This is a genomic window from Nocardia salmonicida NBRC 13393 (genome assembly GCF_001613085.1).
Classification (GTDB): domain Bacteria; phylum Actinomycetota; class Actinomycetes; order Mycobacteriales; family Mycobacteriaceae; genus Nocardia; species Nocardia salmonicida.
On the sequence record NZ_BDBR01000037.1, the window covers coordinates 37,601 to 51,125 of the forward strand.

Below are 13,525 nucleotides of genomic sequence, written 5' to 3' on the forward strand. Positions count from 1 at the left end.
CCGGACCTACCGGTCGCGGTCCGGGGAAGCGAAAAGCGATGACCGGTGATCGACGTCGGGTGGCCGTGATCGGCAGTGGGGTCGCCGGCCTCACCGCGGCCTGGGTGCTCGCCCGCACCTGTGAAGTCGTGCTCTACGAAGCGGATGCTCGCCTCGGCGGCCATGCCCACACCCATCGGGTGAATTCCCGCGCCGACGGCACCGGGGAGTGGCTCGGCGTGGATTCCGGCTTCATCGTGCACAACGACCGCACCTACCCGACCCTGCAGCGTTTGTTCGGCGAGCTGGGCGTACGCACGCAGGACTCGGACATGTCGATGTCGATCCGCTGTGACGGCTGTGGACTCGAATACGCCGGCGCCAAGGGGCTGCGCGGGATCTTCCCGGAGCCGCGGTCCCTGACCCGCGGCTCCTATCTGCGAATGCTCGGCGAGATCACGCGCTTCCACCGCCTGGCCCGCGCCGAACTGGACATCGACCACGGCGACGACCTGCGCACCGTGGGCGAATTCCTGCGAGCCGGCGCCTTCTCCGACTATTTCACCGCGCACTTCCTGGTTCCCCTGGTGGCGGCGGTCTGGTCGTGCCCGCCGGATCTCGCGCTGCGCTACCCCGCCCGCTATCTGTTCACCTTCCTCGATCACCACGGCATGCTCACCGTGTTCGGCTCGCCCACCTGGCGCACCGTCACCGGCGGCTCGGCCACCTATGTGCGAGCGGTCGCCGAGGGCGTGCAGGAGGTGCGCACGGCGGTGCCGGTGCGGGCCGTGCACCGCGCCGCGGGCTCGGTCGAGGTCCGCGACGACGCCGATCGGGTGGACCACTTCGACGCCGCCGTGATCGCCACCCACCCCGGTCAGGCGTTGCGGATGCTGGATCGGCCGACGACCGCGGAATCCGACATCCTCGCCGCCCTGACCTATTCGACCAACCACACCGTGCTGCACACCGACGAGTCCGTGCTGCCCCGCCGCACCGCGGCCCGCGCGTCGTGGAACTACCGACTGCCGCACTGTGATTCCTCGCCGGACCGGGTGCTCGTGAGCTACGACCTGACCCGGCTGCACCGGCTGCCCGCCACCGTCGATCGCCGGTTCCTGGTGACTCTCGGCGACGCCGACCGGGTGGCGCCGGACACGGTCGTCGCCACGATGACCTACGAACACCCGCAGTACACGCCGCGTTCGATGGCCGCCCGACGGCGGCTGTCCGAGATCGGCGACCAGACCGTGGCCTTCGCAGGCGCCTACCACGGGTGGGGATTCCATGAGGACGGCGCGCTGTCGGGGTTGCGCGCGGCCGAACGCATCGGCGGTGTGTGGCAACCGCGTCCCGCCGACGCCCCGGCGGTCAAGCAGGAGGTGCGATGACCCGAGCCCGGCTGGTACGCACGGTGATCCGCCATTCGCGTCGCGAACCGGTGCGGCACCTGTTCGCGTATCGCAGCTACAGCTGGCTCGTGGACCTCGATGAACTGCCGAGCCTGCCCTGGCCGTTGCGACCGTTCGCCGGCTTCCATGCCCGCGACCATCTCGGTGATCCATCGGCCACGCTGCGCGACAACGTCGTCGACCATCTCACCCAGCAGGGCATCGATCTGCGTGGCGGACAGATACTCATGCTCGCCAACGCGCGGATCTTCGGCTACGTCTTCAACCCGCTCACCGTGTTCTGGTGCCACGACGACACCGGCGCCCTGCGGTGCGTGCTCGCCGAAGTGCACAACACCTACGGTGAACGCCATCGCTATCTCGTCTCGCCGGAGCCGAATCCGTCGGTCGCCAAGGAGTTCTACGTCTCGCCGTTCAACCCGGTGACCGGGCGCTACCGGCTGCGTCTCCCGGTTCCCGACACCCGGCTGCGGTTGGCGATATCGCTGGAGGGACCAGACGGCCGGTCCACCTTCGACGCCACCGTCCGCGGCCTCGTCCGCCCCGCGACCCGCCGCACTGTGACCAGCGCGGTTCTCGCGCACCCGATCGAAACCTGGCGCATCGCCGCGCGCATCCGATGGCAGGGCCTACGCCTGTGGCATCGGGGTCTGCCGATCGTGCCACGCACACCGCATCTCTCCCAGGAGGCTCTGCCATGACCACCATCTCCACCTGCGGTGCGCCGCCCGTCACCGCGTTCGTCGACCGATGGCCGCACCTGGCCGAGGTGCCTCGCGGGGTCCGCGCCGGCGCCGGTCGGCTGGTGGCGGCGGCCTTGTTCCGCCGGGCCGCGCAACGGCTCGCGCTGCGGGTCGAACTGCCCGACGGCACGATGTTCGGCGGCGGCGTCGACGACCCGACGGCCCCGCGGATGGTCCTGCACGATCCGGACGCGTTCGCCACCCGGCTCGGCGCGACCGGCCTCATCGGATTCGGCGAGGCGTACATGACGGGCGACTGGTCGGCACCGGACCCGACGGCGGTCCTCACCGTGCTGGCCTCGGATCTGAGCGCCTTGGTCCCGGCGCCGCTGCAAGCACTGCGTCCCCTGTTCCTGCCCGGACAACCCAGCCGGACCAGGGCCACGCCCGCCGGTGCCCGCAGCAATGCCGCGCACCACTACGACCTGTCCAACGACTTCTTCGCGTTGTTCCTCGACGAGACCATGACGTACTCGTCGGCGCTGTTCGACCGGCTCGACCCCGCCCCGGAGTGGGACGACCTCGCCGCCGCCCAGCACGCCAAGATCGACCGCCTGCTCGACGCCGCGAACGTCGGACCGGGCACCTCCGTGCTCGAAATCGGTACCGGCTGGGGCGAACTCGCCATCCGAGCCGCGCAGCGCGGCGCGACCGTCCGCTCCGTGACGCTCTCGGCGCAACAGCTCGTGCTGGCCCAGCAGCGCGTGGCCGCGGCCCACCTCGCCGACCGCGTGACGATCGAACTGCGCGACTACCGCGATGTCGACGGCAGCTACGACGCGGTGATCTCGGTGGAGATGATCGAAGCCGTCGGCTACGAGTACCTGGCGGACTACCTGACCGTGCTCGAGCGACTGCTCGCGCCGGGTGGTCACGTCGCGGTGCAGGTCATCACCATGCCGCACGATCGGATGCTGGCCAGCCGCGCGACCCACACCTGGGTGCAGAAGTACATCTTCCCCGGCGGCTTCCTCCCCTCGGAAGAACTACTGGCGCAACTGCTCTCGCGCCACACCGACCTGGAACAGGTGGATCGGAGCGCGATGGGACAGCACTACGCGCACACCCTGCGACTGTGGCAGGACCGGTTCACCGCCGCCGACGCCCAGGTCACCGCACTGGGTTTCGACGAGGTCTTCCAGCGAATGTGGCGGTTGTATCTCGCCTACTCCGAAGCCGGCTTCCGCTCCGGGTACCTGGATGCGCTGCAACTGATCCTCCGGCGGCGCTCGTCGGCCGAGCTCGATGCGGTGGTGGCGCGATGAACCCGACCACGCCCTCCCGGATCCTCGGCGTCGCGACCGCGGCCTACGGCGTCGCGGTCACCGTCCGTCCCGAGATCTTGCTGCGACCCAGCGGGCTCGGCACCGGCGAGGAACCCGAACTGCGCGCGTTGGCCCGCTCTGTCGCGCTGCGCGATGTGCTCTCCGGGCTCGCCTCGGTCACGGCGACCGGCGCCCGTGCGCGCACCGTGGCCGCCTTCGTGCGGATCGGCTCGGACGCCGCCGATACCGCCGTGTTCGCCCACGCGCTGAGGGGCCGTCCCGAACTCGGCAAGACTCTCGCGGTGACCTCGACGTGGGGACTGCTGTGTCTGGTCGGCGCTGTCTACGAGCGTCGCGGGAGAACCCGGCCGGTGCTCGAACGGGGCGCTCACCGGCCATGACGGCCACGCCGGACGGCCCTCAGGCGGCGACGGAGCTGACCGTCGGCACCGTCGCGCGCCTATTGGGAGTTCCGGTCGCCACCCTGCGCAGCTGGAATCAGCGCTACGACCTCGGCCCGCGCGGGCATCTGCCAGGTCGGCACCGCCATTACACCGGTGCCGACCTGGCCGTGGCCACCAAAATGGTCGAATTGGTCAGGGCCGGCGCCACTCCGGGAAGCGCCGCGCAGGCCGCGCGCACCGTGCGCGCCCCCGAGCCGGAGCTCGGCGCGGTCGATCCGGTGATCATCGCCGCCGAGAACATGGACATCTCCCGGCTGCTGGACCTGCTGGCGGCGCACATCACCCATCACGGCGTCGTGCCCACCTGGAACCAGCTGTGCCGACCCGCCTTCGAGCACATCGTGACTCGTCAGCAGCAGGGCCGCGGCTACATCGACGTCGAACACCTGCTGTCGTGGGCGATCACGACCAGTCTGCATCGCTGTGTCCCGCCCTTGACCGATGCGGGTCGAGAGCCGGAGGTCGTCCTCGCCTGCACCGCGGGCGAACACCATGTGCTACCGCTCGAGATTCTGCGTGCCGCACTCGCCGAGAAGGGCAGGGCCGCACTGCTTCTCGGTGCGAATGTGCCAGATGACGCGCTGGCCCAATCGTTGTCGCGGCGGACGCGTCCCGCCGTCGTCGTGCTGTGGTCGCAGACGCCCGCGACCGCGGCACCCGCCGCGCTTCACGCGGTCGCGGGGCAAGGTCCGGTAATGTCCGCCGGTCCCGGCTGGACGGACGTCGTGATCGGGCGGCGGCTCAGCTCTCTGGAGGAGGCCGTCGATGTCTTGTCGAACCCCGTGCTGTGACTCGTCGGACAGGAGTGAACCGCTATGCGCTGTGTAGTGTTCGGCGCCACCGGATATCTGGGTGGCCGACTCGTTCCGGAACTGCTCGATGCCGGGCACACGGTCCGGGTGCTGGCCCGTGACCCGGGCAAACTCGTCGACGCGGCGTGGCGGGAACAGGTCGAGGTCGTGCGCGGCGACGTCACCCGGGCCGAGGACGTCCGTGCCGCGCTGGACGGACAGGAAGTGCTCTACTACCTCGTCCATTCCCTGGGCCGCGCCGATTTCGAGAACGTGGATCGTGAGGCGGCGCGCCTGGTCGCGGCCGAATCCGCGCGGGCGGGCCTGACCAGATCGGTGTATCTGGGCGGCATCACGCCCAGCGGCCAGGAGTTGTCGCGCCACCTCGCCTCACGCGCGGAGGTGGGACAGATCCTGCTGGACGCGCCGACGCCCGCCGTGGTGCTGCGGGCGGCGGTGATCATCGGTTCGGGCTCGGCCAGTTTCGAGATGCTGCGGTATCTGACCGAACGGCTACCGGTCATGGTGACGCCGCGCTGGGTGCGCAGCCGGATCCAGCCCATCGCGGTGCGCGATGTCCTGCACTATCTGGTGCGCGCCGCCGACCTCCCCGATACCGTCAACGACGCCTTCGATATCGGCGGGCCCGATGTGCTCACCTATGAGGGCATGATGCGTGGCTACGCCGTGGCGGCGGGGCTGCCCCGGCGGGTGATCCTGCCGGTGCCGGTACTCACGCCGTGGCTGTCGGCGCAGTGGGTCAACCTGGTCACCCCGGTGCCGCGCGCACTCGCCGTGCCGCTGATGGAATCGCTCGTCAACGACGTGGTCTGCGCGGAGCACCGCATCGCCGACCACATCCCCGACCCACCGGAGGGGCTCACGTCCTATCTCGGCGCGGTGAGCTTGGCACTGCACCGCATTCGCGATCGGGACGTGCCCACCCGATGGTCGGATGCCGGCCTGGCCGATGCCCCGTCCGATCCGCTGCCCACCGATCCGGACTGGTCCGGCGGCACGCTCTACAGCGATGTGCGCGAGCGGGACACGACCGCCGACCCGGCCACGCTGTGGGCCGTCGTCGAAGCCGTCGGCGGCGAACACGGGTGGTACTCCTTCCCGCTGGCCTGGGCACTGCGCGGGTGGATCGACCGCCTGTCCGGCGGCGTCGGCCTCCGCCGCGGCAGGCGCGACCCACATCGCCTGCACGTGGGCGAGGCGCTGGACTGGTGGCGGGTCGAACACCTCGACCGCGGACGGTTGCTGCGCTTGCGCGCGGAGATGCGCGTGCCCGGACGAGGCTGGCTCGAGCTGTCGGTCACCCCGGCCGACGGCGGCGGCGCGCATTACCGTCAGCGTGCCCTGTTCGAACCACACGGACTGGCCGGGCACCTCTATTGGAAGTCCCTCAGTCCCTTTCACGCGATCATCTTCGGCGGGATGGCCCGCAATATCACCGGGGCGGCCGAGTGACAACGGCATCCGTCCGGGCGCACTGCCCGGCCGGATGCCGTTGTCGCACAGATCGACTCAGCGCGGCGCCATCCGGATGGCACCGTCGAGGCGGATGGTCTCGCCGTTGAGCATCGGGTTCTCCACGATGTGGCGAGCCAGCGCGGCGAACTCGGTGGGCTGCCCCAGGCGCGAGGGGTGCGGCACCTGCGCGCCGAGGGACTGCAGCGCCTCCTCCGGCAATGTCTCGAACAGCGGAGTGCGGAACAGTCCGGGCGCGATCGTGACGACGCGGATCTTGTAGCTCGCCAGGTCACGCGCGATCGGCAGGGTCAGGCCGACGATGCCGCCCTTGGACGCGGAGTAGGCGGCCTGGCCGATCTGGCCGTCGTAGGCGGCGACGGAGGCGGTGTTGATGATGACGCCCCGCTCCTCACCGACCGGGTCGGTGCACGCCATGCGTTCGGCGGCCAGCCGGATCACGTTGAACGTGCCGACGAGGTTGACGTTGATCACCTTGGTGAAATCGGCGAGCGGGAACGCGCCCTTCTTGCCGACCGTCTTGATCGCGTTGCCGATGCCCGCGCAGTTCACGGCGATCCGCAGCGGCGCGAGCGATTCGGCGACGTCGAGGGCCGCGCCTACCGCCGATTCATCGGTCACGTCCGCGGCCGCGAAAGCCGCGCCCTCGCCCAGTTCCTTGGCGATGGCCGCACCGTTGGACGAGGGGAGGTCGATGATGACGACCTTGGCGCCCTTGGCGTGCAGTTCCTGCACGGTCGCCAAGCCGAGACCCGACGCACCACCGGTGACGATCGCGGACAAGTTGACGAAATCCATACTGTTTCTCCTGTTTTTCGGTGAAGTCTCACCGATATTGACACACTTCGCCAAAACTGTTTGGCTTTCGTGATGACCCAGCCAGCGCCCCGCCGCCCCGGCCGTCCCTCCGTGCTGGACACCAGGGCCGTGTCGGCCGGCGCGCTGCGTCTGTGGGCCGAGCGCGGTTTCGCCACCACCAGCTGGAACGATCTCGCCGAGGCCACGGGGATCAGCACCCGTACCCTGTTGCGGCACTTCTCGTCCCGATCCGAGATCGCCTGGATCGGCGTCGCGCCCGCGACGGAGCGTTTGCAATCCGCACTCGGCGCCGCCGCCCCCGAGGAACCGCCCGCGGTGGTCGTCCGGACCGCGATCGTCGAATCGGTATCCCGCGATCCGCAGATCCAGGAGCTGGCCGCGGGCTGGCTGCGGCTGATCTCCTCGGAACCCGAGCTGGCTGCGACCGCTCCCCGGATCTACCGGCCGTGGATCGATACGCTGTCGGGCTACCTGGCCGACCGACTGCCCGGCTCCCCCGCCGCCGTCTGCCGGGCCATCGCGACCGCTTATCAGTCCGCCACCTTCGCCGCGCTGATCGAGTGGGCCGAGTCCGGATCGGAGGGCGACTGCGCGGATTCGGTCGACCGGATGCTGCGATGGATGGATCCGCACCTGCCCGGCTCCACACCCGACTGAGCGGCGCTCCACCGCAGCGGGGCGGCGACGGCGGTCAGGAAGTCTCCCGCTTACCGGTCATCCGGTGGTGTCGTCGCCACCGGCGTGGGACTGTCAAGAGGCGAGAACTTTCGATCGAGGAGGCCACCGGAGATGCGGGGAATCAACCACATCGTGCTGTTCGTCGCGGATCTGCCGCGCAGTATCGCGTTCTACGAGGACGTGCTCGGATTCGAGCGGCTCCCCGAAGGATTTCCCGGCGGCGCGTTTCTGCGCTCCCCCGGCTCGGCCAACGACCACGACCTCGGGCTCTTCCAGGCCAGGACACCCGCGGCCGGGCCCACGGGCTCGGTCGGGCTCTATCACGTCGCGTGGGAAGTGGACACTTTGTCCGAGCTCGTAGCCGTCCGGGACCGCCTGGCGGCGGCGCACGCGCTGACGGGGGCCAGTGACCATGGGTCGACCAAAGCGCTCTACGCCCGCGACCCCGACGGCATCGAGTTCGAGGTGTGTTGGCTGGTCCCCGACGAACACGTCGAGGCCGCACTCGCGCCGGGCACCTCGCTGACCGCGCCACTGGACATCGACGCCCAGATCCAACGATACGGCGCAGCCACTCCGGGCGGCCCGCGCACCGATCCGCAGGTGTGGGCGCGCGTCGCGGCGCAGCGGGCCGCGACGTCCTGACCCTGCCGTCCTCGGCGTCCGGTACGAATTACCAGCTGATGTCGGCCGTCGACTCGAGCGGACGACGGCCGTCGACCGACTCCTGGGTCACGAACGTGTCGGCGATGTGCAGGGCCGCGGGGAATCGGCAGCGTGCTCGTTGTTCGATCTCGGGCACCGCTACCTGGAAGACACGGAACTCGTCGAGCGCGAGCGCTTCGAGTTCGTCGAGGTGCTGGGTCAGGAGAAACACCTTGCACCGCAGCCGGTTTCCCGCCACGAAGCAGATCACCTTCCAGTACTCCCGCGGCAACGCCACGCCACGATGCACTTGGTCGTCGGCGCGGAAGGCGGGTCCGCCGAAGACGCTCACCCTGAGGTCGTCGATCTCGACGTCGGCGAAGACCGCGTCTTCGAGCTGCCCCCATACACCGGCGCGGCTGCTCTGGTTGAAGTCGTCCATCTGCGGGGTGATGTTGGTGTAGAAGAACGAGTCGATATTGGCCTGCTCGGCTTCGGTCTCGGTGCCCCACAGCAGATCCGCGCGCCGCGCCAGGTGTCCACGATCGAGCCGATTCCGTTGGTACAGTTCGTTTCCCACCTGCACCTCGGCCGGGATACGCGGATCTTTGACGAAGTCGATGCCGGTGCGGGGCAGTTTCCGCATCGCGGCGCCGTCGATGTTCCAGGCCACCCAGAACGCGAACCGTCGCGGCGTGCTCAACGCCAACGAGAAGTGCGTGTAGTCGATGACGTCGGAGCCGTCCAGGCGAACCGCGTCGGCGCGGACCGCGGCATCCAGTTCCGGGACCTCGACCCTGGGCCCGAGAAAGTCCGGGTCGTATCCGGTGCGCAGCGTGTCGCTCGCGCTACCGTTCGTCGACGCGGTAGCCACGTTGGCGGTCATCGGGTGCCCCTTCCAGCAGGCGGACGTGGTGTATCGGTAGTTCGAACACCATCGTCGCCGCCGCCGGAGACATCCTCACGAGTAGTCGACTACCCGTTTGCGGGCCGCCCGGCCGGGTCCGGAGTCGCGTCATCGGTCACCGCGAACGTCGCCCACGCCCGCACGACGACATTGCCCGCGGCATCGGCGCCGGCCAGAGCGACATCGACGCGCGATTCGCCGTCCTGCACATAGCTCTGCGTGACGCGCCCTGAACAGGACATGACGTCACCGGGCGGCAGAGGTCGCACCGACCTGGTGCGGAATCGGCGGATCGCCTCGGCCCCGAGCCAGTCGGTGGCATAGGTCGCCAACAGAGCCGCGGCCTGTGGTGAAACCTGCTCGCCCGCAAAGGTTTCCGCCGCCGCCCAGGATTCGGCGACCAGACCGCCGGTGCGGTCGAAGTAACGGGTCAGCGACTCCGTGGCGACGGCGGCGGGCTGGTCGGTGGTGGCTCCCGCGCGAATCGCGGTCAGCTGGTCACCCGCGCGGGGCGGCGGACCGAAGAACCGATGATCGGTCTCGACCCGCTCCCCCACGCCGGAGGCGAATCCGTCGGCGGGCAGGAAAGTCGGCGGCACCACCGGCCGATCGGCGAGCCGGTAGGCCGGGTTGTGCGAGCGCGCCGCCTCGGCGAACAGCCGGATGGCATCGGTTTCCAGGAGCATGCCGTCACGGTAGGGCCGCCGCGCGCGTTGTGATCGGTTCCGCTCCCACTCATCGGGACGCCGGGTCGACCGCGCCGAAAACATGTCCGCTGACCGGGAACGCGACGGCCCGAACCCCCGCGCACAGCGCGACCATCGGCGCAGCTCATCCCCACTCCGTCCGAACATGGAGGTTTCGATGCCGGAGAACCCGCCGAACGGCCGAACACCCGACGCCGCCGACTACCGACAGATCGAGGCTGCTGCCGCGCCCACCCGCTTCGCGCGCGGCTGGCACTGCCTCGGCCTGCTCTCGTCGTTCCGCGACGGCAACCCGCACGAGGTGAAGGCCTTCGGCACCATGCTCGTGGTGTTCCAGTCCGAATCCGACGGCGCGCTGCACGTACTCGACGGCTACTGCCGCCACATGGGCGGGAACCTGGCCCACGGCACCATCAAGGGCGACTCGATCGCCTGCCCGTTCCACGACTGGCGCTGGGGCGGCAACGGCAAGTGCACGGCCATTCCGTACGCGCGCCGGGTCCCGCCGCTGGCCAAGACGCGCACCTGGCCGACGCTCGAACGCAACGGCCAGCTCTACGTCTGGCACGACCCACAGGGCAGCAAGCCCACCGACGAGGTGACCATTCCCGAGATCGAGGGCTACGGCACACCGGAATGGACCGACCTGACCTGGAATTCGATTCTGATCGAGGGCTCGCACTGTCGCGAGATCGTCGACAACGTCGTCGACATGGCGCACTTCTTCTACGTGCACTACTCGTTCCCGCGCTATTTCAAGAACGTCTTCGAGGGTCACGTCGCCACCCAGTACATGCGCTCGACCCCGCGCATGGATATCACGGTCGGCACCAGCTACGACGATCCGAATTCCACCCTGCGCTCGGACGCGTCGTATTTCGGTCCGTCCTACATGCTCGACTGGCTGTGGAGCGAGGCGCAGGGCATGACCATCGAGACCGTGCTCGTCAACTGCCACTACCCGGTCGACGAGAACTCGTTCGTGCTGCAGTACGGCGCGATGGTGAAGAAGCCGGAGGGCATGTCCGACGAGGACGCCGACGCGATGGCGGCGCAGTTCGCGCAGGGCGTCGAGTACGGCTTCGAGCAGGACGTCGAGATCTGGAAGAACAAGGCACCCATCGACAATCCGCTGCTGTCGGAGGAAGACGGCCCGGTGTATCAGCTGCGCCGTTGGTACAAGCAGTTCTATGTCGACGTCGACGACGTCACCGAGGACATGACCAAGCGGTTCGAGTTCGAGATCGATACCGACCGCGCGGTGACGAGCTGGGAAGCCGAGGTCGCCGACAACATCGCCCGCGGCGCCGTCATCGACACCATGTCCTGATCCCTCACCCCACCACGAACAGAAAGCATCATCGGAGATGACCAGAGTTCTCGACAATATCGCCGCCATCGCGGACCAGCTGCGCGAGCAGGCACCGGAGGCGGAGCGTCTCGGGCAGCTGCCCGATGCCACGGCCCAGCTGCTGAAGACGGCGGGCCCGATCCGCCTGCTCCAGCCCAAGAAGTACAGCGGTTACGAGGCGCACCCGCGCGAGTTCGCCGAGACGGTGATGGCTACCGCCGCGCTCGACCCGGCCAGTGGCTGGATCGCCGGCATCGTCGGCGTGCACCCGTGGCAGCTGGCCTTCGCCGACCCGAAGGTGCAGGACGAGGTGTGGGCCGACGACCACGACACCTGGATGGCCTCGCCCTACGCGCCGACCGGCATCGCCCGTCCGGTCGACGGCGGCTACATCTTCAACGGCCGCTGGCAGTTCAGCTCCGGCACCGATCACTGCGACTGGATCTTCCTCGGCGCCATGCTCGGTGACGCCGAGGGCAAGATGGCCATGCCGCCGACGATGCTGCACATGATCCTGCCGCGCCAGGACTACCGGATCGTCGAGGACTCCTGGAATGTGGTGGGCCTCAAGGGCACCGGTTCCAAGGACATCATCGTCAAGGACGCGTTCGTGCCCGACTACCGGGTGATGAACGGCGACCACGTCATCGACGGCACCGCGCAGAAGGAGTACGGGGTCACCGAGACGCTGTACAAGATGCCGTGGTCGACGATGTTCCCGCTGGGCATCAGCTCCGCGGTGGTCGGCATCGCCGAGGGCGCGCTGGCCGCGCACCTGGACTACCAGCGCGACCGGGTCGGCGCACAGGGCACCGCGGTCAAGGACGATCCGTACGTGCTGTTCGCCATCGGCGAGGCCGCCGCCGACATCAACGCCGCGCGCCAGGAACTCCTCGCGAACGCCGACAAGATCTTCGACGCCGTCGACGCCGGCAAGGAGATCGGCTTCGCCGAGCGGGCCGCGGTCCGGCGCACCCAGGTCCGCGCGGCCTGGCGCGCGGTCACCGCCGTGGACCAGATCTTCGCCCGCTCCGGCGGCAACGCCATGCGGATCGACAAGCCGCTGCAGCGCTACTGGCGCGACGCGCACGTCGGCCTCGCCCACGCCATCCACGTGCCGAGCACGGTGTATCACGCCTCGGCCGTCAGCTCCCTCGGTCTCGAGCCCGCGGACAACCTGCGCTCGATGATCTGACCCGAATACCGAGAAGGACAACGGAAATGACAGACATCAAAGGCCTCGGCTACGTCAAGATCCAGACCGCCGACATGGAACGCTGGCGCAAGTTCGCGTTCGAGGTGCTCGGCTTCGCGCAGGGCAGCGGGCCCGACGAGAACGCGCTGTATCTGCGCATGGACGAGCGCGCGGCGCGGATCACGATCGTGCCCGGCGACAGCGACGCCATCGTGACCATCGGCTGGGAAGTCCGCGACCACGCGGCCCTGCTCCGCGTGCAGGAAGCCGTGACGGCGGCGGGGATCGCGGTGAAACCGCTGTCGGTCGAGGAGGCCGACGCGCGCCGGGTCGAGGAGGTCATCACCTTCCAGGACCCGACCGGCGCCACCCTCGAGGTGTTCCACGGCGCGGTGCTCGACCACAGTCCGGTGGTGACGCCGTTCGGCGCGAAGTTCGTCACCGGCGCACAGGGCCTCGGCCATGTCGTGCTGCCGACCATGGACCCCAACGGCGCGTTCGGCTTCTACACCGACGTGCTCGGGTTCCTGCCGCGCGGCGCCTTCCGGATCCCGGCGCCGCCGGAGTACGGCCCGATGCGGGTGCGGTTCCTCGGGGTCAACGAACGTCATCACAGCCTGGCGCTGTGCCCGGCTCCGCACGGCGGCGCGCCCGGCCTGGTGCACATCATGGTGGAGGTCGACAGCCTCGACGCCGTCGGCCAGGCGCTGGACCGGGTGACCAAGGACGGCTTCTCGGTGTCGTCCACGCTGGGCAGGCACACCAACGACAAGATGGTCTCGTTCTACGTCCGCGCGCCCGGCGGCTGGGACATCGAGTTCGGCACCGAAGGCATGCGGGTCGACGAGAACTCCTACAGCGCTGAGGAGATCACCGCCGACAGCTACTGGGGCCACGACTGGTCCGGAAGCGAGCCGCTCGCGGCCATGTAGACCCCGCGCCCGCCCCACGACGGCCCCCGGCCCGAGCTCATCGCTCGGACCGGGGGCCGTCGTCTTGATATGGACCTGCCCAATCATGTGACAACGACCACAACGGATGGTATGAATAGGTATATGCCTAATCGAAATATGCG

At 69.1% G+C, this 13,525-nt stretch carries 14 protein-coding genes; 11 read left to right on the plus strand and 3 right to left on the minus strand.

Annotated elements, in window-relative coordinates:
• Positions 1–38: 38 nt before the first annotated feature.
• From NS1_RS29175 to NS1_RS29200, 6 genes are read left to right on the plus strand one after another with little or no spacing between them, the layout of a single operon-like run.
• Positions 39–1,370, plus strand: coding sequence for an NAD(P)/FAD-dependent oxidoreductase (locus NS1_RS29175; protein WP_062989586.1), 1,332 nt, complete (start codon positions 39–41; stop codon positions 1,368–1,370).
• Positions 1,367–2,092: a DUF1365 domain-containing protein gene (locus NS1_RS29180; protein ID WP_062989588.1), complete on the plus strand. Its 726-nt coding sequence runs from the start codon at positions 1,367–1,369 to the stop codon at positions 2,090–2,092. Before NS1_RS29175 ends, NS1_RS29180 begins: the two co-directional genes overlap by 4 nt.
• Positions 2,089–3,399, plus strand: coding sequence for a class I SAM-dependent methyltransferase (locus NS1_RS29185; protein ID WP_062989590.1), 1,311 nt, complete (start codon positions 2,089–2,091; stop codon positions 3,397–3,399). The genes NS1_RS29180 and NS1_RS29185 overlap by 4 nt, the downstream gene beginning before the upstream one ends.
• On the plus strand, positions 3,396–3,800 hold the full coding sequence (locus tag NS1_RS29190; RefSeq protein WP_062989592.1) for a hypothetical protein: 405 nt from the start codon (positions 3,396–3,398) through the stop codon (positions 3,798–3,800). Before NS1_RS29185 ends, NS1_RS29190 begins: the two co-directional genes overlap by 4 nt.
• The gene (locus tag NS1_RS29195) at positions 3,797–4,654 is read left to right on the plus strand and encodes a MerR family transcriptional regulator (protein WP_062989594.1); all 858 of its coding nucleotides are present in this window, start codon (positions 3,797–3,799) and stop codon (positions 4,652–4,654) included. Before NS1_RS29190 ends, NS1_RS29195 begins: the two co-directional genes overlap by 4 nt.
• Before the next feature lie 24 nt (positions 4,655–4,678).
• Positions 4,679–6,127 carry an SDR family oxidoreductase gene (locus NS1_RS29200; RefSeq protein ID WP_062989596.1) on the plus strand — a complete coding sequence of 483 codons (1,449 nt, stop codon included), beginning with the start codon at positions 4,679–4,681 and terminating at the stop codon, positions 6,125–6,127.
• 57 nt (positions 6,128–6,184) lie between these two features.
• Here NS1_RS29200 and NS1_RS29205 read toward each other — a convergent pair whose 3' ends face one another.
• Positions 6,185–6,946 carry a 3-hydroxyacyl-CoA dehydrogenase gene (locus NS1_RS29205; protein ID WP_062989598.1) on the minus strand — a complete coding sequence of 254 codons (762 nt, stop codon included), beginning with the start codon at positions 6,944–6,946 and terminating at the stop codon, positions 6,185–6,187.
• Between the two features lie 72 nt (positions 6,947–7,018).
• Between NS1_RS29205 and NS1_RS29210 the strand changes: the two genes are divergently transcribed.
• Positions 7,019–7,624 carry a TetR/AcrR family transcriptional regulator gene (locus tag NS1_RS29210; protein WP_062989600.1) on the plus strand — a complete coding sequence of 202 codons (606 nt, stop codon included), beginning with the start codon at positions 7,019–7,021 and terminating at the stop codon, positions 7,622–7,624.
• Between the two features lie 132 nt (positions 7,625–7,756).
• A complete protein-coding gene (locus NS1_RS29215) occupies positions 7,757–8,290 on the plus strand; it encodes a VOC family protein (RefSeq protein WP_062989602.1) in 534 nt (177 codons plus the stop codon).
• 28 nt (positions 8,291–8,318) lie between these two features.
• Here NS1_RS29215 and NS1_RS29220 read toward each other — a convergent pair whose 3' ends face one another.
• Positions 8,319–9,176 (minus strand): DNA/RNA non-specific endonuclease, encoded by an 858-nt coding sequence (locus NS1_RS29220; protein WP_062989604.1) that lies wholly within the window; start codon positions 9,174–9,176, stop codon positions 8,319–8,321.
• 89 nt (positions 9,177–9,265) lie between these two features.
• Positions 9,266–9,883, minus strand: coding sequence for a hotdog family protein (locus NS1_RS41220; protein WP_062989606.1), 618 nt, complete (start codon positions 9,881–9,883; stop codon positions 9,266–9,268).
• 178 nt (positions 9,884–10,061) lie between these two features.
• Here NS1_RS41220 and NS1_RS29230 point away from each other — a divergent pair, with 178 nt between their 5' ends.
• From NS1_RS29230 to bphC, 3 genes are read left to right on the plus strand one after another with little or no spacing between them, the layout of a single operon-like run.
• Positions 10,062–11,234 (plus strand): 3-ketosteroid-9-alpha-monooxygenase, oxygenase component, encoded by a 1,173-nt coding sequence (locus tag NS1_RS29230; protein WP_255284740.1) that lies wholly within the window; start codon positions 10,062–10,064, stop codon positions 11,232–11,234.
• 37 nt (positions 11,235–11,271) lie between these two features.
• A complete protein-coding gene (locus NS1_RS29235) occupies positions 11,272–12,450 on the plus strand; it encodes an acyl-CoA dehydrogenase family protein (protein WP_062989610.1) in 1,179 nt (392 codons plus the stop codon).
• A gap of 26 nt (positions 12,451–12,476) precedes the next feature.
• The gene (gene bphC / locus NS1_RS29240) at positions 12,477–13,382 is read left to right on the plus strand and encodes a biphenyl-2,3-diol 1,2-dioxygenase (protein WP_062989612.1); all 906 of its coding nucleotides are present in this window, start codon (positions 12,477–12,479) and stop codon (positions 13,380–13,382) included.
• Positions 13,383–13,525: the final 143 nt, after the last annotated feature.

What these genes read in the sequence shown, in the direction of transcription:
- NS1_RS29175 (WP_062989586.1), top strand. Translation starts at nt 39, where the DNA reads ATGACCGGTGATCGACGTCGGGTGGCCGTGATCGGCAGTGGGGTCGCC.
- NS1_RS29180 (WP_062989588.1), top strand. Translation starts at nt 1,367, where the DNA reads ATGACCCGAGCCCGGCTGGTACGCACGGTGATCCGCCATTCGCGTCGC.
- NS1_RS29185 (WP_062989590.1), top strand. Translation starts at nt 2,089, where the DNA reads ATGACCACCATCTCCACCTGCGGTGCGCCGCCCGTCACCGCGTTCGTC.
- NS1_RS29190 (WP_062989592.1), top strand. Translation starts at nt 3,396, where the DNA reads ATGAACCCGACCACGCCCTCCCGGATCCTCGGCGTCGCGACCGCGGCC.
- NS1_RS29195 (WP_062989594.1), top strand. Translation starts at nt 3,797, where the DNA reads ATGACGGCCACGCCGGACGGCCCTCAGGCGGCGACGGAGCTGACCGTC.
- NS1_RS29200 (WP_062989596.1), top strand. Translation starts at nt 4,679, where the DNA reads ATGCGCTGTGTAGTGTTCGGCGCCACCGGATATCTGGGTGGCCGACTC.
- NS1_RS29205 (WP_062989598.1), bottom strand. Translation starts at nt 6,946, where the DNA reads ATGGATTTCGTCAACTTGTCCGCGATCGTCACCGGTGGTGCGTCGGGT.
- NS1_RS29210 (WP_062989600.1), top strand. Translation starts at nt 7,019, where the DNA reads ATGACCCAGCCAGCGCCCCGCCGCCCCGGCCGTCCCTCCGTGCTGGAC.
- NS1_RS29215 (WP_062989602.1), top strand. Translation starts at nt 7,757, where the DNA reads ATGCGGGGAATCAACCACATCGTGCTGTTCGTCGCGGATCTGCCGCGC.
- NS1_RS29220 (WP_062989604.1), bottom strand. Translation starts at nt 9,176, where the DNA reads ATGACCGCCAACGTGGCTACCGCGTCGACGAACGGTAGCGCGAGCGAC.
- NS1_RS41220 (WP_062989606.1), bottom strand. Translation starts at nt 9,883, where the DNA reads ATGCTCCTGGAAACCGATGCCATCCGGCTGTTCGCCGAGGCGGCGCGC.
- NS1_RS29230 (WP_255284740.1), top strand. Translation starts at nt 10,062, where the DNA reads ATGCCGGAGAACCCGCCGAACGGCCGAACACCCGACGCCGCCGACTAC.
- NS1_RS29235 (WP_062989610.1), top strand. Translation starts at nt 11,272, where the DNA reads ATGACCAGAGTTCTCGACAATATCGCCGCCATCGCGGACCAGCTGCGC.
- bphC (WP_062989612.1), top strand. Translation starts at nt 12,477, where the DNA reads ATGACAGACATCAAAGGCCTCGGCTACGTCAAGATCCAGACCGCCGAC.